This window comes from Bacillus sp. P4_E1, assembly GCF_056401715.1.
This window is the reverse complement of record NZ_JBFUIV010000008.1, coordinates 196,836-221,185: the sequence shown is the minus strand read 5'-3', so window position 1 is coordinate 221,185 and position 24,350 is coordinate 196,836. Positions and strand designations below refer to the sequence as shown.

Below are 24,350 nucleotides of genomic sequence, written 5' to 3'. Positions count from 1 at the left end.
ATAAACACATGGAATGTATATTAAACTAACGAACTCGTACAAACTCGTAAGTTTTAATATAGTATTTGTCATGATGTACAAAAGGTGTCATACTGTTACTACAAAACTTACAAATTTACGCTACTTAAAAATATATGAACTTAAAGCACTTGATTGTCAACTAAAGGCAACAAGTGCTTTTTTGCGTTTTAGGATAGAAATAGGTAGACACATTATAATTTTATAAGTGCACGAAGTATTAAATTTTTATAGATTGTAATGGCTTTGTACAGTGTATAACGAGAGTAGAAGAAAAAATAAAGGGTTGTATTATTTTTTGAAGTCATCGTAAAGTACGTTTTAACGGATTTACGTTACGAACACGTTATCCGCAAAAAAACGGATAAACGTTACAGGGACTCAAATTACTGTAACGGGAGGGGATTTATGATGGGAGAGAAAGTAGTTGGTTACGTACGAGTTTCAACGGAAGGACAAGTACGTGATGGGTATAGTTTAGCGTATCAAGTAGAAAAGATTGAACGTTACTGTAACGAAAATAAGTTAGAACTACTTCATGTGTATGAAGATAGAGGATTAAGCGGAGCGACTGTTGATGAAGATGGATTAACAGTTGAACGTGATGGATTACAAGAGCTATTGTCCGATATGGCGTATAAACAAGTAAGCTATGTTGTTGTGTTGAATACATCACGATTGTGGCGCTCTGATATGGCGAAAGTATTGATACAACGAGAACTAAAGAAACACGAAGTAGATGTGAAGGCAATTGAACAATCAAGTTATAGTATTTACACACATGAGCCAAATGACTTTTTGGTGAATGGCATGTTAGAGCTATTAGACCAATACCAACGACTTGAAATTGCATTGAAGCTAAGTAGAGGTAGAAAGAAGAAGGCTGAACAAGGTGGATATGCAGGTGGTGGTGTATTGTTTGGCTACAAGGCAACAAAAGGACAAAAGGTGTTAGAAGTAGATGGTGAGAAAGCAGTAGTTGTACGTAGACTATTTGAATTACGACATTTTTTTAAACATTGGTCACTTACGCAATTGGCAGAACAATTGAATGTGGAAGGCTACTGCACAGCGAAAGGTAAACAATTTACGAAAGTACAAGTGAAACGCATGTTAGATAGAGAGAATTTTTATCGTGGCATGTATAAATACGGGGAAATACAAACAAATGGAAAACATGCAGCAATTATTTTGTAAATTCACTTAAAAAATTAGCTCATTTTACTATACATACTACTAGAGTTATGAAAAATGGATAGGCTTGCGTACCTATGCGCATCGGAAGATGAACGCTCGAACTAAGGTTGCCGACATTTTTATATGACTAAATAATTGAATAGAGGGATGAGTTATGCATAATAGGCAGAACTATTTGTATGTAGGAGTAGATTTACATAAGCATCATCATACGGCTGTTATGATTAATTGTTGGCAAGAGAAATTAGGAGAAATACAATTTGAGAATAAACCATCTGCATTTTCGAAGTTTTTATTAGAAGTAGAGACATATGTGAGTGATGGTTTATCAGTTGTATTTGGTTTAGAAGATGTTGGTGGTTACGGAAGAGCATTAGCGAAATATTTAGTAGATCACGAACAGGTAGTAAAAGAAGTAAATCCAGCTTTATCATTTTTAGAACGAAAAAGCCAAGTGATGATACACAAAAATGATAGTTGGGATGCGGAATGTGTGGCACGCATATTGGTAAACAAATTTAATCAATTACCAGATGCAAAGCCAAACGATTTATTATGGTCAATACAACAACTGGTTTCAAGAAGGAATGCATTAGTAAAAGCACAAAGTGCATTAAAGAACCAATTACATATTCAATTAAACCATCATTATCCAAGTTATAAAAAGTTTTTCTCAGAATTAGATGGGAAAACAGCATTAGCGTTTTGGCAGCAATATCCGTCACCCTCTTGTTTAGAGGGGGCAAATATAAAACAATTAACAGCTTTTTTATTAGATGTTAGCAACAATACATGTTCGGTAAAGAAAGCAAGCGACATATTAAAACTTGTAAAAGAAGATGGACAAACAATGAAAGAGTATCAAGAAATGCGAAACTTTTTAGTAAGAAGTATTGTACGGGAGATTGAGTTTAAAAAGAAGGAAATGAAATACATCGAAAGAGAATTAAAACAGCTAGTAAATCTACTAGATTATCAATTAGAGACGATGCCGGGAATAGAACTTGTGACTGCATCAGCATTAATTGCAGAAATTGGAGATGTAAGACGATTTCCAAATGCCAACAAATTAGCACGATTTGCGGGGATTGCGCCTGTTTACTTTGGTTCTGGTGGGAAAGGTAAGACACACAAAAGCAAACAAGGAAACAGGGCGCTACACGCTTTATTTTATAATTTAGCAGTACAGCAAGTGCAAGTAGCGAAAGGAAGTAAGTTACCTAGAAACCCAGTGTTTCATGCATACTATCAAAAGAAACTTAAAGAGGGAAAAACAAAAGGACAAGCATTGGTATGTATTATGAGAAGGCTTGTAAACATTGTATATGGCATGATGAAATATAAAACGGCATATGAATTGCCGATAGTAGAAGAAAAAGAAGTAGTTTAATAAGGTTTACATGGTTTGCTTTTTTATTGTGAGGGTTTAAGATTACAACATAGGGTACGGGTAAAGGCAGTACTGTAAGTGAAGTTAAAACATTTGTGGACAAAGGGGAACAGTTTACAAATGGAAGAAAAAATAGATTAAAGCCTGAAATTAGGTATAAAACAGGAGAGTATGATTACTTTTACGAAACAGATAATCTTGGAAGAATTGAAAAATTTGAAACAGATAAGTTGCAACTAACTGAGAGAGAGAAGAGATTATCACATAGTAAAAATACACTAGGAAAAGTAAAAGGACAAGATCATGCAGGACATTTGGCAGGTGATAGGTTTGGAGGGTCACCTAAAATTGACAATTTAGTTTCGCAATTATCTGATGTTAATTTGAAGAAATATAAAAAAGTTGAAGATAAATGGGCTGCAGCTTTAAAAGAAAAACCACCAAAAGAAGTAACAGTTAAGGTTGATATAATATACTCTGGGAATGATATGCGTCCAGACAAATTTATAGTTAATTACACTATAGATGGTAAGCCAGGTAATGCAAAATTTAAAAATTTATAAAAGGAGTGTAATGTAGTATGAAAGAATTCGAAGATAGATTTAGTGAATTGCAAGCTGATATGATATCCATATGTATGGAATATGTTGAAAATAGAGCCGATAAAGTATATGTTTACGCTTCATGTGAAGAAGATATGATTTCTAGTAGTTTCTTTTATTTAATTAACAATAAGTATGTAGAGTGTCACAAGGTTAATGATGCATTGGAAAATGGAGAAGAAAGATATGATGTGTCTCCAGAACGAATGTTTCAGGTTCTACAAATTATAAGTGAAGATATCGAAGAGATTGAAATATTATGCAAAGAATACGAAAAAGATATGCCAACTGAGATGAAATTAATATACGCTGCTCAGAGTGGTAAGTTTAAAGCTGAATATAAGTATGATTTAATACATACAAATGAGGATATAAAAACGGCTGATGATTTTGCTGATGAGTGGTTTGAGGAAGTAAAAAATAATAACCTCTAAAAAAATTATAGTAATAGATATATCTAAATTGAATTAATAACTCATGAAAGTTGTAGCATCAATTTGTAGAATAGCATTTGGGTAGTATTTAGTGACTTATAAATACAGTATTTGTATACAGGAGTGACAAAGTATTGCTGTAATTAATTTAAAACATGTTATGAAGTGTACAGAAAAATAATAGGCTGTTAAAAAGTATATACTTCATGATGGTTGTACCATCATAGAGTATTATGTGCAATGATAGAATAGAAAACAAAGTACGAGCTTAGGCGAGATGACATTTTACTGTGCGACGAATATAAAGACATGGAATGGACATAAAACTAACGAACTCGTACAAACTCGTAAGTTTTAACGTAGTAGTTGTCATGACGTATAAAAGGTGTCATACTGTTACTACAAAACTTACAAATTTAATGCTACTTAAAAACATAGGAACGTAAAGCACTTGATTGTCAACTAAAGGCAACGAGTGCTTTTTTATAATTACAGGGGAATAGTTTACCATTGTACCCAAGCCAAGGTGCAACAGTAGAACTTTGGGAAAGAAAACTAAGACAATTGGAAATACAAAATAAGTAAATATCAGTAAGGTGGTAAGGGGTAATGGAAAATAAAGATATTAGTTTGCTTGAAGAATTACTTTATAATACAAATAAAGAGGATACAATTAGCCGAATAAAGAATATAGATAATCCAATACTCCTTCATTGTTTTGCAGCAAATTATAATTGGAATAGTGGATTTGATATACCAAATGCAATTCTTGAAAACAAAGATTGTGACTTAGGAACGGGATTACTAATGTTTCATTATGCAGACGGATATCGATTATTAGAAAGTCCGGAGGCAGTTTCGAATTCTCCATTACAAGAATGGAAGGTTTTTATATTAAAACTTCAAAATAAAATTATGAATTTGGAGTTTAAAACACAAAATATATCATTTAGCCCTGAATTAACAAAAATTCAAATATTCAAGTTGAAAAAAAGGAACCCAAGTATTTCAGATATTCTTATTAATGAGTCACCAGGAAATATAATTGATATTCCTAAAATATAAATAAACATTAAAAACTCATTACAGTAAATAAATGAGTTTAGTTATAGTGATTTTATAAAGCCTACTATACTAAATTATATTTTATGTACGAATATGATAAAGTTCGTGGTGCTAAATTTAAATACGCATAAGTATATATGAATAAAAAATAAAGTATATGTGAAGTAGATAGAAAAAATAAAAGGTTTTTTGAAAGTATGTACTCCATGATGGTTGTACCATCATGGAGTACTGTGTGCAATGATAGAACAGAAAACGAAGTACGAGCTTAGGCGAAATGACATTTTACATGGCGGTGAATATAAACACATGGAATGGGCATGAAACTAACGAACTCGTAAAAACTTACAAAATTAACGATACTTAAAAACATATGAACCTAAAGCACTTGATTGTCAATTAAAGGAAACGAGTGCTTTTTTGCGTTTTAGCATAGAAAATTAATAGAGAACTATAATTTTAGTATGTAAACATTTTTTCTGTTTTTTTACATAGTGTATACAACTAACGAGGAGATAAATATTCACTATTACTTTCATTCCTGTTATAAAAAATTCTACAATAGAAGACAGAACGTATATTTGGTATAATCAAAACATACTATATGAAATGATGTACATAAGTTTGAAATTCATGTAATAAGGTAAGTACTACATAACAATAACTAATATTTAAAGTTCTCGTACCTATAGGATTCAGTTCATGTTATACAAATCTGTTGTTAGAAAGGAAAAGATGTAATGAATCAAATTTCATTTGAAGATTTATTTGAAGAAGAAAAAGAAAAAGTGGAGGTAGCTGAGATCCCAGCACCTTTATCGCCCTTGCAAAAAGATATTTTGGGATTATTTAATTCTGAAGAAATAAGTGCACTTGAGCTATGCGAACAATTAATACGATCTGGTAAAATATCAGATGAGAGATTTACAACGAATAAGCCTAAAGCCTTTGGACAAGTATGCTTAATATTAGAAGGGTTTGTTACAGAAGGAAAGCTTACTTTTATCAAAAATGATGAGAAAAGAGATAGGGTTTATAAATTGAATGAAGAAATTTTTAACATATAATTTGTCCAGAATTAAATGAATGTTTTCTACGGAGCTAGTTCAGTAACCAAAGTAAAAAGGGGTATCAATCAAGAAAGATTGATACCCCTTTTTGTTTTTTTACATCTTACATATTTACGTTTGAAACCGAGTCTTTCTCTATCAAGTTCTAAATGCATATTTTCGTAAGCATTTAGAAAATTGCTTTTTTCTTGTTACGTTTTACTTCAACTATACCAACTTCTTTTGCAGTCTCGACTGCCTTTTCATGTAGTGGCGCATATGAAATCCGCACAGTGTTTAGAAGATTATTCATAGCGGATTTTGTTCGTTCTGGAGAATCCTGAATCGTATTTTTCACAGTTTTATAGTTTTGTAAAAAAGTATATTAAAAAATGCACTAATAAATTATTCTCCTTTTATTTAGGCTGTTTTCGTATAGGTTGTTGCTCTCTATCAACGAGTAAAAAAAGGGATATTCCACATACAACACGTTAATAACTTTCATCGCCGCTTGAAAAGATGGATGGAACGATTTCAAGGCGTTTGTACGTATTATTTGGATAGTCACCTCTACTGATATCGTTGGCTTGAGTTATATAAAAACTTAGCATTTGAAAATTGGATAGAGCAAATACTTATTTCAGCTTGCCAAAAATCTAAATATTTCACAGTTGAAGCATTAAGAAAAGATAAAAAGCATCATTAATCAGATGCTTTTTAGGTAGATTCAGTGGTTTATTGTTATTTAACTAATGGAGTAGTTTAGTTGAATAAGAAAAAAAGAGTAATGCGTATTTGACTTAAAATGCGATATAAAAATGAACTGTACGAGGATGACAATTCATTTAATAGGTAGGTATTATTTCACATTCTTTAGAGGGAAAATTACCTTGTTATAAAAAAATCTTTCCCATTTAGCTAACAAACCGTTCCCATTTTCACCACGTTGAATTTCAATTTCGTGTTTTTTATGAAATTCTGCTATTCGTTTATTATGCTCTTTGTGCAATTGATGGAGAGCTACTTGTTTCATTATTATCCCTCCTTTCGATTAACCATAATTATATATCCTGGGTTGATTATAGCAAAGTATTCTACACGTTTTGTAGATTAAATCTGCCTTTTAGTTTTAGCAGTAACAATCTTTGAGAAAACAGCCTTTATTTATGATGATCGCCGTAAGGTCATTGCCCAAAATAAAAGAGCACAAGCACTAACGGATGCACCTAATATACAAACTCCGTTCCATCCGTAGCTTGCATAAATGTTTGTGGAAAGAATTGCACCTGTTGCACTGCCGATAGAATAAAAAATCATGTAACTGGCAGTGAGGCGACTTCTCGCTTCTGGACGCACTGTGAAAAGTATACTTTGATTGGTGACATGTACAGCTTGCACAGCTAAATCTAAAAGGATAACACCGATAACTAGTAGGAATAGAGAATGGTTCATTAATTTAATGAGGAGCCATGAAAGTAATAATAAGGATAAGGCTATGCCAGTAGTTCTCTCTCCGAATCCGCGATCAGCAAGTTGTCCGGCTTTAGTGGCAGCTAATGCACCAGCAACTCCAGCAAGGCCAAATGCTCCGATAGCTGTATGTGATAGATTATATGGTGCAACACTTAGAGGTAAAACTAATGAAGTCCATAAAATACTGAATGAAGTAAAAATAAGCAATGCTAATATTCCGCGAATACGTAAGATCCTTTCTTCTACAAATAATAAGAGAACAGAACGTAATAATTTACGATAGGTCATAGCTGTTTTTTTATGTTCAAGACTAGGTAAATTACGATATAACAAACCAATTACGAAGAGCATAAGTACAGCAGAGGTGAGATAAACGGAACGCCATCCCGCTAGATCTGTTAATGTTCCGGCAAATGTACGTGCAAGTAGAATTCCTATTACGACACCACTCGTGACGAAACCTACTATTCGCCCACGGTCTTTTGGGTTAGCTAAAATGGATGCGTATGCGACGAGTGTCTGCGTAACAGTCGCAAGAATTCCGACTAAGGCCATACCTATAAAAAGTACGGTACTGGAAGGAGCGACTCCGACCACAATTAAAGCGAAAACGGATAAAAGCATTTGAACAATGATAAGTCTTTTTTGGTTTAACAAATCACCAAGTGGAACTAATAAAAGTAATCCAAGTGCATAACAAACTTGAGTAATCGTAATAACGACACCAATAGTTGAATGGTTGATCTTAAACGCATTTGATAAAGAATCAAGTAGAGGATGAGCGAAGTATATATTCGCCACAGCCATCCCGCAAGCTATTGAAAATAATAGAGTTATATAGCGGGGCATGATTGTATTGATAGGTGATTGGAACTGATCATTATTCTGTGTAAGGGCAGCTGTCATTTTTTCTTTAGTATCCATAATATCATCTCCTTTTGTTGTTAAAATAATGTACCGAACGGTATGTTATTTCGTAAGTCAAATATAATCAGGGATAAGTTACTATGTCAAGTGAATTGTGAATTAAATTCAGTTTCTTTTGACATATCATTTATAATTTAATACGATATATAATATACTGATTAGTACATAAAAACGTGATTTATAATTTAGAAAACAGGTGAAAAAAGAGGAGGGGTTAAATGGCTCGACTACGTGAATTTGATAAAGAAAAAGCTTTGGATGCTGCTATGCAACTTTTTTGGGAGAAAGGATACGCTGCTACTTCATTAAGTGATCTAACTGCTAAAATGGAAATACAAAGACCGAGTTTATATGCAGCATTTGGTGATAAAGAAGGGCTATTTGAAGCTGCATTACGGAGATACACGAATTTACACGCAGCTAGCATTCGAACAAAACTTCAAAAAGAACAATCTGTAAAAGAGGCCATTCGTATATTTTTTGAAAATATGGTGGAAGAGGAATATAAAAAAGAATCAAATAAAGGCTGTTTTTGTATTAACACAATGGTTGAGATTGCCCCTCATAATGAAAAATTTGAAGTGCTGACTAGAGAACATCAAATGTATCTTTCAGTTATATTTCAAGAATTAATTACTAAAGGAATTCAGTCTGGAGAACTGCAAAGTGATGTGAATGCTAAAGCATTGGCACAAACGCTAGTCACTTCATTAATTGGATTAACGGTGTTAATGAAATCTCGCCCAGAACGTTCAGTTGTAGATAATTCGGTATGTATCATATTATCGTTACTAAAATAAATGTAACAGAATTGTATTTCAATCAACTATGTCGATTATAGACACTTTTATTTATAAGCTTTTAACTTTAAGCACTGAATTGTCTACGAAGGCAACAAGTGCTTTTTATTTTCGTGTAAATATGAGCAGGTGAATCATAATGGTTGTCTGCAATATATGAAGATTGTTGGAGACATTTGTAATTAGGCATCGGATAAGAGAGGAATGAAAACACTATATAAGCCCCTTCAAAGCCCCTTCCAAGCCCTTCATAAGCACCTACCAAGTAATAAATCACTAAGAAAAGAAAAAACAAAACAAAAACAACTACAAGAACAAAAAAGCGCGAAAAAATAAAACCGGCGTTGTAGTAGTTAAAAAAATTTGGAATTCAAATGCAAAAAACAAAGCCCTCATTCCTATATGTATATTGAAGGATTGAATTCTGCCTTTTTATGAATAAAAGGAGGAGGTAAATATATGGCGGTGTACCGTAATGTGCAGGTGAACTTTTGGCAAGATGAATTCATATTAGATTTAACGCCAGAGGAGCGTTATTTTTACATATATTTGTTAACTGGTACGAAAACGAAGCAATGTGGAATTTACGTATTACCGAAGCGTGTGGCAGAACTGGAAACAGGCTACAGTATGGAAACTGTTGAGAAGCTGTTAAATAGATTTGTTGAATACGGAAAGATTTTATACGATGCGGAAACGAAAGAGTTATACATACTAAATTGGCTACACTATAACCCTATTTTAAATACAAATGTAGAGAAGTGTGTGTTACGTGAGTTAAAGACTGTAAAAAATAAAGAGTTCATACATATATTTTTACGTAAATGTCTTGAAGAAGAATGCAAGATTCCATTATTACTTCAGTATTTTGGTATGCCAGAAGAAGAGATTGATAGTAATTCACAACAAGTAATTATTCAAGAGAAGGAAGAGGTAGAAAGAGTAGAGGATGCCACTCCGCATAGTGAAGTTTATAAATTTTACGAACAAAACATTAGTAGTCTATCTCCATATATCGCGAAGGAATTAAAGGAATGGATGCAAAGAGTTTCAGGAGATAAAGTACTAGAGGCACTTAAAATTGCGTTTGAAAATAATAAGGGGACACTTGCTTATGTAAAGGGGATTTTGAGGAATTGGTGTAAGAAAGGACGAGTAAGCTTCAATAAAGGAAAGGAAATAGTGCGTAAGAGAGAAGTATTCAGTTTGTATGATCCATAGCATGAACAAGTAATGATTTCTTCTTTTCTAAAAGGTTCTTTCACAATAGAAGCGAATAGATTGAGAGAGGAGGGATTGTATGGAAGTCGTCATAAAAAAGAAACGAAATAGGGGGAAAAGAATTTTTATTTGGTCTAGTAGTATCGTTCTTTTTTTGTTTATTTGCGCTATGATTTTTTTGAACATATATACGCTTAGTTCTGTGCCAAACATAGATGGAACGATAAAACTTGAGGATTTACAACATGCTGTTGCGGTGAAACGAGATAGTAAAGGTGTACCACATATTAAAGCGGAAAATGCGCATGATTTATATTTCTCACAAGGGTATGTACAAGCGCAAGATCGTTTGTTTCAAATGGATTTAAGTAGAAGACAAGCTTCTGGTATGTTAAGTGAAGTTGTAGGGGAAGCAGCTGTTGATCGAGATAAATTGTTTCGAACGCTCGGTTTACGGCGAGCGGCAGAAGCATCTGTTAGTCAATATGATGGGGAAGCGAAATATGCCCTGCAGTCATTTGCTGATGGGGTGAATACTTTTATACGTGAGGCAAAAGAGGAAAAGAAATTGCCGGTTGAGTTTACTCTATTAGGTTATGAACCTGCTGAATGGTCAATCGTGGATTCTTTAACGATTGGAAAGTATATGGCGTTTGATTTAGGAGGACATTGGCACGGACAGGCATTTCGATATTGGGCGCTGAAAAATTTACCGAAAGAGCAAGCAAATGAGCTATTTCCTACATATCCGAAAGATGCGCCTAGATTGCTAGCTGAATTGAAAAATACAAATGTGGATGTAGCACAAAGTTTTTCAAAGACAGTTATTCCACCAGAGTTTAACGGTAGTAATAACTGGGTTGTGAGTGGTGAAAAGAGTGTATCTGGTAAGCCGATTTTAGCGGATGATCCTCATTTATCTCTTGCGACACCTTCTATTTGGTATCAATCGCAACTTGAAATGAAAGATTTACATGTGAGTGGCGTTATTTTCGCAGGAGTACCAGGCGTTATATTAGGACACAATGACAAAATAGCATGGGGCGTTACGAATACAGGTCCTGATGTGCAAGATTTATATATTGAGAAGCGAAATCCTAATAATGAAAATGAATTTTTGTATAACGATAAATGGGAAAAGGCTACGGTTGTTGATGAATCTATTAAAGTAAAAGGCGGGAAAACAATTCCGTATAACGTTACGGTTACGAGGCATGGTCCAGTTATTTCAGAGTTTGCGGATAAAGGAAAAGAGAAAACAAAAACAGTATTCGCTTTGAAATGGACTGCTTTGGAGCCTTCTGCTGAATTAAAGGCTGTATTAAATATGAATAAGGCGAAAGATTGGAATGAGTTTGAAACGGCTCTTCAAGATTTTCATACACCGACTCAAAACTTTGTGTTTGCATCAAACGATGGCACAATTGCTTATAAAGCGAATGGAAATATACCAGTGCGTAAAAAAGGTGATGGTAGTTTGCCTGTGCCAGGGTGGACAGACGAATATGAATGGGAAGGGTATATTCCGTTTGATCAGCTACCGAAAGTAATAAATCCAAAACAAGGGTTTATTTCAACTGCAAATAATAAAATCGTTGATGATAATTATCCGTACCATATTAGTAATACGTGGGCGCAGCCATATAGGCAAATGCGTATTCAAGAGTTTTTACAAGAGAAGGAAAAGTATACGGTGAAAGATTTAGAAGATTTACAGATGGATCAAAAAAATTTATATGGGAAAGAGTTTACTCCTATATTGTTAAAAGAGTTAAATAAAGCATCTTTAAATGAAGTAGAGAAAGAAGGCGTAAAACAATTAACAAAGTGGAATTTTTACGATAGTAAAGATGAAGCGGCACCATTAATATTCCATTTGTTAATGAAAGAGATTTCGAATACGCTATTTTCAAAAGAAATACCGAAAGATGTGATGGAGTTATTTGAAGGGAAGTCACAAGTAGTTGATGAATTGATTCGAAAAGAAGTAGCAGGAGAAAATAGCGCTTGGTTTACGAAGTACGGAGGCTTCACAGAAGTTGTACATACATCGTACGAGAATGTAATGAAGAAATTACAGAAGGAATATGGACCGAATGTTGCGGAGTGGAAGTGGGGCGATTACCATCAACTTGCTTTTACACATCCAATTTCGAGATCATCTAGTATATTAGCATTACTCGCATTTAATCGTGAGAAACCAGTTCCAATAGGCGGAAGTCAAGTTACCGTTCAAGCAGCGAGTTACGGAGATAACGGTATTGTAAATCATGGGGCATCTTGGAGATTTGTTATTGATACGAAAGATATGTCAAACGGTTATCATATCGTAGGGCCAGGACAGTCAGGACATTTTAGAAGCGATTGGTATCATGATCAAATAGATGATTGGGTAAACGGAACGTATCATACGACTACATTGAATATGGATGGAATAGAAGGGAAGGTGTTAACTTTAGAGCCGAAGTGATAATATTTCCACTGATGAAAACTGTTAAATTAGAACATAACCAAGTTCTTAAATAATTTTAAAAGCCTACTATCAGTTAAATTGATAGTAGGCTATTGTATTTTAGAGAATAAGATTCAATGATTTTATTATGACAAAACAGTAAGTGTTTTAACATTTACTTATACGATAACGGACCTTATTTACTCTGTTACAAAAGAAACCACACAAAGCGTTCTGTTTTTTTGTTACTCATTGGTATATACCGCAAAACATTTTGTTATTCAATAATTCCAATTTCTAGAGCCTTTTGAACAGCTTCTTCTTTGTTACGGACTCCTAGCTTTGTATAAGCTGTGGAAGCATAATTTCTGACCGTACCATTCGATAAATATAACCTTGATGCTATGGTAGTGTATCGAAGTCCTTTTGCTACTAGCTGCAATATTTCTATCTCTCTAGCTGTTAGCTCATAAGCAGTTGCTTTTGATTGTGGTGTCTCGATTTGCTCATCAAACTTCTCAAATATTTTGTGAGACATTCCCTGATCAATCAGTGTCCCACCTTTGTGAATAAGTCGGATCGTATTAGCTAGCTCCAATGTTTCAATAGATTTGAGTAAAAAACCATCCGCACCGTTGCGAAGTGATTCCAACGCCTGTTCGGTATCCTGAAAAGTTGTAAAAATCAATACGCGGATATGTGGCCATTGTTGCTTAATCTTTTTGGTTGCTTCGACTCCATCCATGTGCTGCATATCTAAATCCATAAGTATAACGTGGGGTTGAAGGCGCCCACACAAATCGATGGCTTGATTGCCATCCTCAGCCAAACCGACTACATTTAAATCTTCATATCTATCGAGTAGTGTCCTCAAACTTTCCCGAACAAATGGCTGGTCGTCTACAATTAACAAACGAATAAGTCCATCTTTTATTTCAGTTTGTCGCGGTATGGTACATGTAACAAGCATTCCTTCCTCTGGCTTTGTATATACAGACAATTGACCTTGCAAATTCATTGCCCGTTCTTTCATCGCATTCATACCGAAGCCTTCCTGCCATTCTACATTTCCTTTTCCGTTATCTTGAACTTCTAACCTCGTATATTGTTGTTCAAACTGCAATGAAACTATAATTTCAGTCCCCTGACCATGACGTACTGCATTTGTAAGAGATTCTTGTAAGCAACGAACGAACGCTATCTTCGCTTGCCGAGACAATTGATATTCCTCTCCGTATGCCCGAAAACTTACAGTAACCTGAGCGTGCTCCTGAAATTCGGCTCCAAGATTTTGTAGAGATTGAATTAAGGAGGGCGATTGACACGGAGACTCCATTTGATGTAGGTAACCTCTCACGTCCTCGATGCTTTTACGTCCCATTTCAAGCAGAGAATCTAGCCTCTGTATACCCATTTCAGTAGCAAGTTCGGTGCGCAACGTTTCCATCCCCATAATAATAGAAGTATAAGCGTGACCAACTGTATCATGAAGCTCACACGACAGTCTGTTTCGTTCCTCTGCCAGTGTTATGCGTTCAATCTGAGACATATATTGCTCAAGTACTGCGTTTTGTTTACGAATTGCTTCATTTTGCTTATGATTGACGATTAATAAATGAAAGGCGAATCCCATTACATAAGCGAATCCATAATAGGTGACCATAACCCAATAGCTATTACTTGGCGCAACCGCATAGAAAATTCCAGTTGTTATAAAAACTGTTGTTGGAGCTGTCCAATAATAGGACAAATGCTTACTATTTGCTGCGATAAGAAATACCGATATAAGAAAGATATTATAAGCTTCTGGAAATAAAGAGGTTAAGAATATACATAGTCCACCATATAGCAATATTTCTGTGAATAAGTAATATTTATAATTGAATAGTAAGGCTACCCATGGAATAGAGAAGGCAATAATTTCCCAAATAATAATAATCCAAAGTGGTAATGTTAAACCATCCTGGAAATTTAATGTTGCTAGGAGGGTAGACACACTAACAAGTAGACGGATTCCTAACATAATCCAATCATACCAAAACCAATATTTAACCATATCAAACAATTTATTTACCCCCTAAGTAGCCTTCTTTCTCATTTCCTATATTATAGAATAATCCTTCTTACATTGTTATATTTTTAAGTTTAAACTGCCTACTATTCGTAGACTACAAACTTCTATCGATTTAGTTGCTGAATCATGCTGCGTGTATAACCTCCAAATTTTTTCGTTAAACCATCTACTATTTTAATACTTATGGCGGTAAACACTATACCGATAGACATTACAAGGAGTGACTTGGGAAAAGTATCTATCTGTATGAAAATAATATTCATATCGATGTATCGATACAATAGTGGTGCTAACAGGAACATAAGTGGCATTACATAAAAAATGATTGCACTAATGAGACTGAAAATGCCAATCACAAATTTCTGCATTAACCAAAAGACAGCAGACCAGGTGTGGCGATCCGTAAGTCCTAATTTTACTTGCGCCCAGTCCGATGTATCCGTCGTTACACTTCTATCGTAAGATTCTGTCGAAATATCAGTATAAATTTTCGTTTGTATGCGCTCGAATTGGATAAAGGGTGTGGTAGTTTGTAGTACGCGTATAACTAATGGAATCCCAACTACCGTAAATGAAAGGGTGAAACTGAATAGCAGAGCTATTAGATAAAAACAAAAATAAAACAAACCTGTAATGAAAGTTAGTAATAAAAAATAACCATTCTGGATGAATCTTGATTTCATAAAGCTCATCGCTCCTATCTATGTAATAAACGAATTATATTGCTTTTTTTGTCATTCTCACTAGTGTAAAAGTGTCATATGACATCTCTAAATGATGCTAAAAAGGGGAGAGTAACCTACTTCTGGTTAAAAAAGATGCTTATATTAATCTCCATAAAACAATCCCGTTCTTGCAGATGCAAGAACGGGATTGTTTTGTACTTTTATTTAATATGAGATGGACTTGTTTTTCGAATGTGAAAAATAATATCAAATTGCTCAAGCAATGATTTATCAAAGTATGCCGATTCATTTGGGAATAATTGTCCCCCTATACTTAGTAATGGTCTTTTTGTTTTAACCCATTTCTCTGCTTGTCCTTTAAGGTGACGGTTATCCAATAAAAACATGTTATATGGTACTTTTCCGAGGGTATAGTTAAAACTATTTACATTTTGTGGAATCGCACCCGTTGTAATCTTACCTCCAGTAGAAGGATCATATTCGCTGTATAAGGTGAAATTCCCCTCCGTAGTTGTACTACCAATTGTGACATAATTAGTGTCTAAACGTTCCTTCAAAAATTGCCCCGCAACATAAGGGTATAATTTCTCATCGATAATTCCTTTAGCTATATGAATATTGTGTCCCCATACCATCGTTTTACCACCCAATGTCTCTTGTGCCCACATTGCATGATCGGCCAAGTATTGCTCATGTAGCTTTAACATACTTGGATAGTCGTTAGGAATTAGCATTGTGGTAAATTTCTCTATTGCACTTGCCGTTGCTTTCGCCCAGATGTACTCGGGTGAAACTATTTCTGTGTTGGTTTGTTTATTCTCATCTTTTAGTAATCGAGCTACTCTCTCAGCGTTTGCTTTGAACTTTTCTTTTATTTCAGGAGCAAGGTCCATATATTCCTGTGTACTTCCATTAAAAGCCGACAATTCTTTATAATTTTCTTCTACTTCTGCCAGCAAATCTGGTCGATGCAGCCTTACATAATCAATTACTTTATTAAAGCAACCTTGGTCCAATTCCTTTAAGTCGAGCCCAATAAATTGGATCTTTTTTTTATTGGATGGATCGGCATTATAATCTTTCATCCACTCAATCATGGCTATAATTTCATCAGTAGGATATAACAAGTTTAAAAATTCCCTAGGGTTTCCTTTTCCTGTTTGGATATATTCATTTAGCTTTAAGCCGTTTCCCCAATCTTCTTCCATTGTGAAATTTGTAAAACCCATCTCAGTAACTAAATATTTCACAAGTCGAAACTTCATAGTGAAAATTTCAGAGCTTCCATGAGTATTCTCTCCTAATCCTACATATTGTGCACTCCCAATCATTTTCTTAAGTGGTTTTAAATCCTCAAATGATTTTGACGGTTCTATCGTTTTTAATGGGTAAGCCTGTGATTGTATTGATTTAACTATATTTTTTTGGATTGATTGACCTGGATTTTCGACTGCTACTGTTTGAGCGTTTCCTACTTCTCCACATCCTGTGACTAATAAAGCTGTACTAACCATTGCAATTATTCTTTTCTTATTCATTTTTTTCCACCTCAATTGAATTGTTTTAAAAGCGAGATTGATTCATGTACTTGCACGAATCAATTGCCTTAATTCAATTGTTATCTATCCCATATCATATTTTCTAGTTACATATTGTCATAAGGTTAATTGACATAGGTCATAGACTAATCATTACACTTTTGTACTATCGGCTATGACAACTTATAAATAATAATTACATTGATGAGTCGCAAGTAAGACTAGATTATAAATTTGGGAGGGATTTTAAAGATGAATTAATCTGTATGCCAAAATATTTTTATTCTAAGTTGTGTCTGTGGAAATGACAAGAAGTAAATTCGATAAACAAGTGAATTAAAGGGGAAGGGCGGATTACAATGATATTACACGCAAAATCGTTCCACAATAAAGATAAAATCCAACGTGCTAAAATAGGACTGCAACTCTTTCTGAGTATCTTAATCATTACTTCTATTATCCTAAATGTAGTAGTAATAATTACTAAAAGTATGCCGCTTATTGTGGTATATATGTTTATCCCAGCATTTTCTTCTATTTTGACTCGCATAATACTGAAAGAAGGGTTTAAAGATGTATCTTTTAGTCTCGGTAACTTAAAGATATGGAAGGGGATTGGTTTTGCTCTGCTAATACCTATGATTATTTGTGGAATTACTTATTCTATCGCCTGGTTGAGCGGAATTGCGGGGTTTCAGCATCCCGAAGGTGGTATGTTAGAACCAATCTACAATATACTTGGGCTTCAGTATCTAACGGCACCATTCAGTTTCATTTATCTAGTAGTATTGAGCGGCATTTTAGGAAGTTTGCTTAACTTAATCCCAGTTTTGGGAGAAGAAATGGGTTGGCGAGGTTATATGCTCACAAGGCTAGTCGATGCAGAGTTTTCACGGCCCATCCTTATTAGTGGATTGATTTGGGCAACGTGGCATGTTCCAATAGTTATTGCTGGTCTATATGTAGAGGGACCATCTGTCGTTCTTTCAGTACTTGGTATCTATCTTTGTATTGTACCATTCGGTTATATTATAGCTTATTTACGACTTATCACAGGTAGCATTTGGCCTTCGGTTATCATCCATGCTACTTGGAATGCCATTATTCAAGGACCTTTCGCACGTGCAAGTACAGGGTATCAAACTGAGATTTGGATTGGAGAATCTGGCTTGATAACTGCTATTATTATCTTAATTACTGCAATAATTACGTCTCGAATAGTAAATTTTACCAAATATCATAATTAGGCGGATGTTATATACAAATATAATGGAGGTGTAATCATGAATATTCAAAGATATGAAAGTAATACGAATGAAGTAAATGTAAAAGTAATACAAACAAAAAGCGAATATAGATAAAAATTTTTTGATAAATTTATGAGTATAAAAATTTATTTATACGAAAAGATAGATGTGGTTAGATTATCAGAAAAAATTCAATAACTTCAATCGTGAAAAGATAAAAAAGGAGCGGAAATACGCTCCTTTTTTATTTACCTTACTATTTTTAGGAGGTTAGTATGAATAAGGTATGGATAAAGGGTGAATAGCATTTTTATTGATGAAATTTCATTAAATATTCTTATGGAATATATGTGAAAAATTGTATAGAATAAGCAAGAATGCCAAAAAATATAGGGGGAAACTTGTGAAGAAAAGTAAGAGTTTAGTAAGTATTTTAGGAGTGTGTATCATGTTGTTTTCTTTTTGTTTCCAGGGAAATATACAGGCGGATGTAAATACTGTTCAATCTGGAAAAATAAAATCAGGAAATGTAACGGTATGGGAAGTAGGTAATGTAGCGAAAGTGTTAGCAGATGTAGAGCGCTTGAATTTAAATACGGTGAATGTACCTATTCAAGTAGATATTCCGGATGTGAATTCGGCTAATATGGTAATTAATCAGGCGCAAAAGAAACAAGCTATTATTTTAATTCAAGAATTATTAAAGCGTAATATACAAGTTATATTGGAGCCGTTTCCGTTTATTCAGCAAGGAAATATTGGAGAAACAGAGTGGAACCCTAGTAATATTAACGATTTCTTCTGGAATTGGAAAACGGTTGTTTTACAAGATATTTTTAATTCCATTACAAGTAAGTACAATATTTATGGGCTGAAAATCGCTTCTAATTTCGTGAATATGGAATATGCAGAAGGATATTGGAATGATACGATTAATTTTGTTCGCCAGCAGTATAAAGGAAATGTTTTGTATCAAATGAACTGGTGGTTAACTGCAAGCTTTGATCCTTCTTATGAGGCGAAATTTAAAGAGAAAATAAATCGCCCGTATTTAAAAAAGGTGGACATTGTAAGTATTGATAGTTGGTTTGAAGTTTCAGGAAAAAGAAATCCATCATACGAAGAAGTAAAACAAAGCTTATTTGCGACGACAGTATACAATCGGGGCCAAAATGTTGTTCAGCAACTTGAGACATTACATAAAACAACTGGAAAGCCAGTTTATTTTGGTGGATTTAATGTGCCAGCACGTGAACTTGGACTACAAAGCCCGTGGAACCCAGATGTTACGAATGTGTTTTCGAAAGATGTACAACTTAACGGGTGGCGTGCTTACCGAGATGTATTAGAAGCGAAGCCATATTTTAAAGGTTTTTCAATTTGGTTTATCGGATCTAATGATAGTAATCATTCATATCAAATACATAGTAAAGAAGCAGAGACAGTTATTAATGGCTGGTATCGAAAATAAATTTTATAAAATAGGTAAGTTTTAGAATCTATTACATATATTTTAGTGAAAGGCCTTTCACCATCTTATCACCTAGGGGGCAATCATAATGAAATTTTTGTCATACCTTACAGTAATTTTGGTGATTCTTGGCGGTTTGAATTGGTTGTTTGTGGCGTTAGATTATAATGTAGTTGAGAAATGGTTTGGTTCTATGCCGGCGCTTGTGGATACTATTTATTGGCTCTTTGGTCTTTCAGCTATTTATCAAATTTTCGATCGGTTCTTTACGAGTAAGTAGCTATTATACTTAATTACTAGAGTGTTAAGTACGATTATGTACTTAACACTTTTTTGTATGTTTATAAAAAGCAGGGTGCACATGCAAGCGATTCCATTGCGTCTTGCACCGTAATAACGGAAAACAAATTGACCGTGTATTGTATATAGGTTATAATTCAGAAAGTTTAAAAAATAATAAAAATGAGAAATAGGGAGGTTATCTGGGTGATGGAGAGAGTGTATAATTTTTCAGCAGGACCATCTATACTCCCTTTGCCAGTTTTAGAGAAAGTGCAAAAGGAGCTTGTAAATTATAACGGGACAGGCATGTCTGTTATGGAAATGAGCCATAGATCTTCTTATTTCCAAAGTATTATTGATGAAGCAAGTAGCTTACTTCGTGAATTAATGAACATTCCTGATGAGTATGAAGTTTTATTTTTACAGGGCGGTGCGTCATTACAATTTTCTATGATACCGTTAAATTTAATGAGTACGTATAAAAAAGCTGGGTACGTACTGACAGGTTCATGGTCTAAAAAGGCGCTGCAAGAAGCCGGAAAAGTAGGAGAAGTAAAAGTGATTGCTTCTTCTGAAAAAGAGAAGTTTACTACAATTCCTAAAATGGATGATTTACCAAATGATGAAGAACTAGATTATGTACATATTACAACGAACAATACAATTGAGGGGACAAAATATGTGGATATTCCACATTTAGAAAGAGTGCCGCTCGTTGCGGATATGTCCTCAAATATTTTATCAGAACAATATGATGTTACGAAGTTTGGTCTCATATATGCGGGTGCGCAAAAGAATTTAGGGCCAGCGGGTTTAACGATTGTAATTATAAAAAGAGATTTAATTGGCAGTGCAAATAGTGCTTGTCCTACGATGTTAAACTATGAAACTTACAGTAAAAATAACTCCCTATATAATACACCGCCAACCTTTAGTATTTATGTAGCAAAACTTGTACTAGAGTGGTTGAAAGAACAAGGCGGGGTATCTGCGATTGAAGAACAAAATAGAATGAAATCTTCACTTCTTTACAATTTTTTAGATGAATCTAAATTGTTTACTTCACCAGTTGATCCCACGTATCGGTCACTTATGAATATTCCGTTTACAACACCGTCAGAAGAGCTTAACAATCAGTTTTTACAAAAATCGAAAGAGCGCGGTTTCGTTACGCTAAAGGGACATCGTTCAGTCGGCGGTATGCGCGCTAGTGTTTACAATGCGATGCCAATCCAAGGTGTACAAGAATTAGTAGACTATATGAAGGAATTTGAGCTTGAAAATAGATAGGGAGATGGAGATATGTTTCGTGTTCAGACGTTAAATCAAATTGCCGAAAAGGGTTTGCAAATTTTTGATGGGAATCGCTATGAAATTGGAGACAAAGTAGGTCATCCAGATGGTATTTTACTTCGCAGCTATTCTTTACATCAAGAAGAGTTTTCAGAAGATTTAAAGGCGATTGCAAGAGCTGGTGCCGGTGTAAATAATATTCCTGTTGAGCGTTGTACGGAAAAAGGGATTGTAGTATTTAATACGCCAGGGGCTAATGCGAATGCAGTGAAGGAACTTATTATCGCAAGCCTTATTATGTCTTCCCGTAATATTATAAATGGAGTGAGCTGGACGAAAGAGTTGGATGGAGAAGAAGTACCACAGCTTGTTGAAGCAGGGAAAAAGCAATTCATTGGATCAGAAATTGCAGGGAAACGTTTAGGGGTTATCGGTCTTGGCGCAATCGGTGCTTTAGTTGCGAACGATGCGTTATCTTTAGGGATGGACGTTGTCGGATACGACCCGTATATATCAGTTGAAACAGCATGGCGTCTTTCTACGCAAGTACAAAGAGCGTTTAGCCTAGATGAAATCTTTGCAACGTGTGATTATATTACACTTCATATTCCTCTTACGAACCAAACGAAGGGGATTATTGGTGAACACGCTATAGAGACGATGAAAAAAGGAATGCGTCTATTCAATTTCTCAAGAGGAGAACTTGTAGATGAAACAGCTCTTCAAAAAGCGTTAGAAGAAGATATTATTACACATTACGTAACAGATTTCCCGAATGAAAATGTGATAAAGATGAAAAATGTAACAGCAACGCCTCATCTTGGTGCATCTACGTCTGAATCTGAAGAAAATTGTGCAGTAATGGCTGCACGTCAATTACGTGAATATTTAGAGACAGGTAATATTCGTAATTCAGTAAACTATCCAAACGTAGAACTTCCGTACATCGGAAAAAAACGAATTACAATTATGCATCAAAACGTTCCGAACATGGTAGGACAAATTACAGGATGCTTAGCAGAACATCATATTAATATTGCGGATATGATTAATCGTAGTAAACATTCTTGGGCGTACACAATGATTGATATTGATAACGGAATTGATGATATAATGAAAGAGAATATTGTGGAAAATATAAGCAAAATCACAGGTGTTGTAGCTGTTCGAATGATTGTGTAAAGGAGAGAGAAACTTGGCAAAAATCCGACCGTTTCGTGCTATTCGTCCAGTAGAAGGAAAAGCAGCACAAGTAGCAGCTTTACCGTATGACGTATTAAATAGTGAAGAGGCAAGAGAAGTTGTAAAAGGGAATCCATATTCTTTCTTACACGTTGATAAAGCAGAAATTGATTTAGACCCGGCACTTTCACCGTACGATGATCGCGTATATGAAAAAGCGGGTGAAAATTTAAAGCAATTTATACAAGAAGAAGTGTTCGTTCAAGATGAGGAACCAGCGCTTTACATTTATGAACTGACGATGCAAGGAAGAACGCAGTCAGGCCTTGTCGTTTGTACATCGATTGACGAGTATGAAGATGATACAATTAAAAAACATGAAAGAACGCGTCATGAAAAAGAACTTGATCGTATTCGCCACGTAGATGTGTGTGACGCAAATACGGGGCCAATTTTTTTAACGTATCGTACAAAAGAAGAAGTGAAACGTTTCATTGCAAGCTGGAAAGAAGAACATGCGCCAATCTTTACATTTACAGCAGAAGATGGCGTTAGGCATGTTGCGTGGAAGATTGCAGATGAAGAAGTAATTACGACTTTAGTAAATGCATTTGAAGACATTCCCAATCTTTACATTGCAGATGGACATCATCGCTCTGCATCAGCTGCAAAAGTAGGGCTAATGCGAAGAGAGCAATATCCGAATTACACAGGAGAAGAGGAATTCAATTTCTTCTTATCTGTTTTATTCCCTCATGATGAATTATCAATTTGGGACTATAACCGGGTTGTGAAAGATTTAAATGGCTTATCAGTAGAGCAATTTTTAAAGCAAATTACGCAGTACTTTTATGTAGAAGAAGCAAATGGTTCTCCGTATAAACCAAATGAACCAAAATCATTTGGCATGTATGTAAACGAGAAGTGGTATAAGCTCACTGTGAAAGAGGAAACGTTTGATGCGAATGATCTCGTTAAAGGTTTAGATGTATCTATTCTGCAAGATCATTTATTAAGCCAAGTACTTGAAATACATGATCCACGATCTGATTCACGCATTGATTTTGTCGGAGGAATCCGCGGATTAGAAGAATTAGAACGCCTTGTAAATAGCGGTGAATATAAAGCAGCGTTTTCATTATATCCGACATCAATGGAAGCTTTATTATCAATCGCAGACGCAGGGGAAGTTATGCCGCCAAAATCAACGTGGTTTGAACCGAAACTGCGCAGTGGGTTGTTTGTTCATTCGTTAAAATAAATATAGACTTCTTTAGATTGAAAAACCGAAATGATTATAGTTTCGGTTTTTCTTATTTTGGCTCAGTTAACGTTACATGTTGATTTTCATGTTAAGATTAAAATATGTAACGACAGGTCGCTACAAAAAACGGAGGAAATACGATGAAAGTGCAACTGCAAGAAAGTTTTTATGTTGAGTTGAAAAATGCAATTCGTTGTCATTATAACGAACTTATAACTAGGTGCGGTGTTGACACAATATATGGGTACTCCATATTAACAGACGATTGTGTCAATAGCATTGGACCAGTGGCTAATAAAGAAAGACTAATCAAAGTTAATAAGTCGGACCCTTTATACAATTATTATAGATACGGAGCTGTTGAGTGGAGTGAATGGGACGATTTTGGAATGTTTGATGAAGTGAACAAAATTATCAAGAAATATCATGATATCGTCGAAGATGACTTTAACATACGAGTAAATACACTGTTGAAAGAAACGTTAAATGTGTTAATGGAACTTGAATCAGAAGGCTTGTTTGGAGACAGAGATGATAATCGATTTATTGTCATTTGTGTAACTGATTCATCGAACGAAATCATGATTGAATCAGCTCGATTGCTTAATACATTAAAGACATACGAAGAATATGCTTCAGAATTTGCATAAGAATGAATATAAGTAAAACTGCGCTCTATAAGAGG

Annotated in this window: 22 protein-coding genes and 2 pseudogenes; 18 read left to right on the top strand and 6 right to left on the bottom strand. The window is 34.7% G+C overall.

The features are described 5' to 3' along the window. Window positions 1–19: 19 nt before the first annotated feature. The 7 genes from AC1DS7_RS13945 to AC1DS7_RS13915 all read left to right on the top strand — a co-directional run bounded on the left by AC1DS7_RS13945 (window position 20) and on the right by AC1DS7_RS13915 (window position 5,773). Window positions 20–226 (top strand): hypothetical protein, encoded by a 207-nt coding sequence (locus AC1DS7_RS13945; RefSeq protein ID WP_078185409.1) that lies wholly within the window; start codon window positions 20–22, stop codon window positions 224–226. A 203-nt stretch (window positions 227–429) separates the two neighbouring features. Further along, window positions 430–1,215, top strand: a complete 786-nt coding sequence (locus AC1DS7_RS13940) for a recombinase family protein (protein WP_476999058.1) — start codon at window positions 430–432, stop codon at window positions 1,213–1,215. A 154-nt stretch (window positions 1,216–1,369) separates the two neighbouring features. Further along, window positions 1,370–2,605: an IS110 family RNA-guided transposase gene (locus AC1DS7_RS13935; protein ID WP_476999057.1), complete on the top strand. Its 1,236-nt coding sequence runs from the start codon at window positions 1,370–1,372 to the stop codon at window positions 2,603–2,605. 95 nt (window positions 2,606–2,700) lie between these two features. Next, complete coding sequence (locus AC1DS7_RS13930) at window positions 2,701–3,168, top strand: DNA/RNA non-specific endonuclease (protein WP_033715056.1); 468 nt, start codon at window positions 2,701–2,703, stop codon at window positions 3,166–3,168. Between the two features lie 17 nt (window positions 3,169–3,185). After that, complete coding sequence (locus tag AC1DS7_RS13925; RefSeq protein WP_000657439.1) at window positions 3,186–3,641, top strand: immunity protein YezG family protein; 456 nt, start codon at window positions 3,186–3,188, stop codon at window positions 3,639–3,641. A gap of 609 nt (window positions 3,642–4,250) precedes the next feature. After that, on the top strand, window positions 4,251–4,706 hold the full coding sequence (locus AC1DS7_RS13920) for a DUF4274 domain-containing protein (RefSeq protein WP_016101035.1): 456 nt from the start codon (window positions 4,251–4,253) through the stop codon (window positions 4,704–4,706). Between the two features lie 740 nt (window positions 4,707–5,446). Next, window positions 5,447–5,773 carry a DUF3895 domain-containing protein gene (locus tag AC1DS7_RS13915; protein WP_002013774.1) on the top strand — a complete coding sequence of 109 codons (327 nt, stop codon included), beginning with the start codon at window positions 5,447–5,449 and terminating at the stop codon, window positions 5,771–5,773. A gap of 68 nt (window positions 5,774–5,841) precedes the next feature. Here AC1DS7_RS13915 and AC1DS7_RS13910 read toward each other — a convergent pair. Then, window positions 5,842–6,119: pseudogene (locus AC1DS7_RS13910) on the bottom strand (hypothetical protein); the annotation flags it as partial. A 90-nt stretch (window positions 6,120–6,209) separates the two neighbouring features. Between AC1DS7_RS13910 and AC1DS7_RS13905 the strand changes: the two are divergent. After that, window positions 6,210–6,461, top strand: a pseudogene (locus AC1DS7_RS13905) (IS1595 family transposase); the annotation flags it as partial. Between the two features lie 153 nt (window positions 6,462–6,614). On the opposite strand, the gene AC1DS7_RS13900 reads toward AC1DS7_RS13905, so the two are convergent. Beyond that, window positions 6,615–6,788 (bottom strand): hypothetical protein, encoded by a 174-nt coding sequence (locus AC1DS7_RS13900; protein ID WP_002013769.1) that lies wholly within the window; start codon window positions 6,786–6,788, stop codon window positions 6,615–6,617. Window positions 6,789–6,919: 131 nt separating this feature from the next. Then, window positions 6,920–8,152 (bottom strand): MFS transporter, encoded by a 1,233-nt coding sequence (locus AC1DS7_RS13895; RefSeq protein ID WP_016101037.1) that lies wholly within the window; start codon window positions 8,150–8,152, stop codon window positions 6,920–6,922. Window positions 8,153–8,373: 221 nt separating this feature from the next. Between AC1DS7_RS13895 and AC1DS7_RS13890 the strand changes: the two genes are divergently transcribed. The 3 genes from AC1DS7_RS13890 to AC1DS7_RS13880 all read left to right on the top strand — a co-directional run bounded on the left by AC1DS7_RS13890 (window position 8,374) and on the right by AC1DS7_RS13880 (window position 12,646). After that, window positions 8,374–8,955 (top strand): TetR/AcrR family transcriptional regulator, encoded by a 582-nt coding sequence (locus tag AC1DS7_RS13890; RefSeq protein ID WP_002190148.1) that lies wholly within the window; start codon window positions 8,374–8,376, stop codon window positions 8,953–8,955. A gap of 459 nt (window positions 8,956–9,414) precedes the next feature. Continuing rightward, entirely contained in the window at window positions 9,415–10,176 is a 762-nt protein-coding gene (locus tag AC1DS7_RS13885; protein ID WP_016101038.1) for a DnaD domain-containing protein, read from the top strand. A 79-nt stretch (window positions 10,177–10,255) separates the two neighbouring features. Continuing rightward, window positions 10,256–12,646, top strand: coding sequence for a penicillin acylase family protein (locus AC1DS7_RS13880; protein ID WP_476999056.1), 2,391 nt, complete (start codon window positions 10,256–10,258; stop codon window positions 12,644–12,646). A 259-nt stretch (window positions 12,647–12,905) separates the two neighbouring features. Here the strand turns inward: AC1DS7_RS13880 and AC1DS7_RS13875 are convergent, their stop codons facing one another. The 3 genes from AC1DS7_RS13875 to AC1DS7_RS13865 all read right to left on the bottom strand — a co-directional run bounded on the left by AC1DS7_RS13875 (window position 12,906) and on the right by AC1DS7_RS13865 (window position 16,926). Continuing rightward, window positions 12,906–14,693 (bottom strand): response regulator, encoded by a 1,788-nt coding sequence (locus AC1DS7_RS13875; RefSeq protein WP_476999055.1) that lies wholly within the window; start codon window positions 14,691–14,693, stop codon window positions 12,906–12,908. A 113-nt stretch (window positions 14,694–14,806) separates the two neighbouring features. Continuing rightward, the gene (locus AC1DS7_RS13870; RefSeq protein ID WP_002084562.1) at window positions 14,807–15,385 is read right to left on the bottom strand and encodes a sensor domain-containing protein; all 579 of its coding nucleotides are present in this window, start codon (window positions 15,383–15,385) and stop codon (window positions 14,807–14,809) included. A 203-nt stretch (window positions 15,386–15,588) separates the two neighbouring features. Further along, window positions 15,589–16,926, bottom strand: a complete 1,338-nt coding sequence (locus AC1DS7_RS13865) for an erythromycin esterase family protein (RefSeq protein ID WP_016101040.1) — start codon at window positions 16,924–16,926, stop codon at window positions 15,589–15,591. 359 nt (window positions 16,927–17,285) lie between these two features. Here AC1DS7_RS13865 and AC1DS7_RS13860 point away from each other — a divergent pair, with 359 nt between their 5' ends. The 7 genes from AC1DS7_RS13860 (at window position 17,286) to AC1DS7_RS13830 (ending at window position 24,315) form a co-directional block, all read left to right on the top strand. Beyond that, a complete protein-coding gene (locus tag AC1DS7_RS13860) occupies window positions 17,286–18,173 on the top strand; it encodes a CPBP family intramembrane glutamic endopeptidase (RefSeq protein WP_016101041.1) in 888 nt (295 codons plus the stop codon). Window positions 18,174–18,576: 403 nt separating this feature from the next. After that, the gene (locus AC1DS7_RS13855; RefSeq protein ID WP_016101042.1) at window positions 18,577–19,644 is read left to right on the top strand and encodes a glycoside hydrolase family 113; all 1,068 of its coding nucleotides are present in this window, start codon (window positions 18,577–18,579) and stop codon (window positions 19,642–19,644) included. 88 nt (window positions 19,645–19,732) lie between these two features. Next, a complete protein-coding gene (locus tag AC1DS7_RS13850) occupies window positions 19,733–19,924 on the top strand; it encodes a DUF378 domain-containing protein (RefSeq protein WP_002084566.1) in 192 nt (63 codons plus the stop codon). A 209-nt stretch (window positions 19,925–20,133) separates the two neighbouring features. Further along, window positions 20,134–21,216 carry a 3-phosphoserine/phosphohydroxythreonine transaminase gene (gene serC / locus AC1DS7_RS13845; RefSeq protein ID WP_215588345.1) on the top strand — a complete coding sequence of 361 codons (1,083 nt, stop codon included), beginning with the start codon at window positions 20,134–20,136 and terminating at the stop codon, window positions 21,214–21,216. Between the two features lie 12 nt (window positions 21,217–21,228). Continuing rightward, entirely contained in the window at window positions 21,229–22,401 is a 1,173-nt protein-coding gene (locus AC1DS7_RS13840) for a 3-phosphoglycerate dehydrogenase family protein (RefSeq protein ID WP_016101044.1), read from the top strand. 13 nt (window positions 22,402–22,414) lie between these two features. Continuing rightward, window positions 22,415–23,662, top strand: a complete 1,248-nt coding sequence (locus tag AC1DS7_RS13835; RefSeq protein WP_016101045.1) for a DUF1015 domain-containing protein — start codon at window positions 22,415–22,417, stop codon at window positions 23,660–23,662. 143 nt (window positions 23,663–23,805) lie between these two features. After that, window positions 23,806–24,315, top strand: a complete 510-nt coding sequence (locus AC1DS7_RS13830; RefSeq protein ID WP_016101046.1) for a DUF4303 domain-containing protein — start codon at window positions 23,806–23,808, stop codon at window positions 24,313–24,315. Window positions 24,316–24,350: the final 35 nt, after the last annotated feature.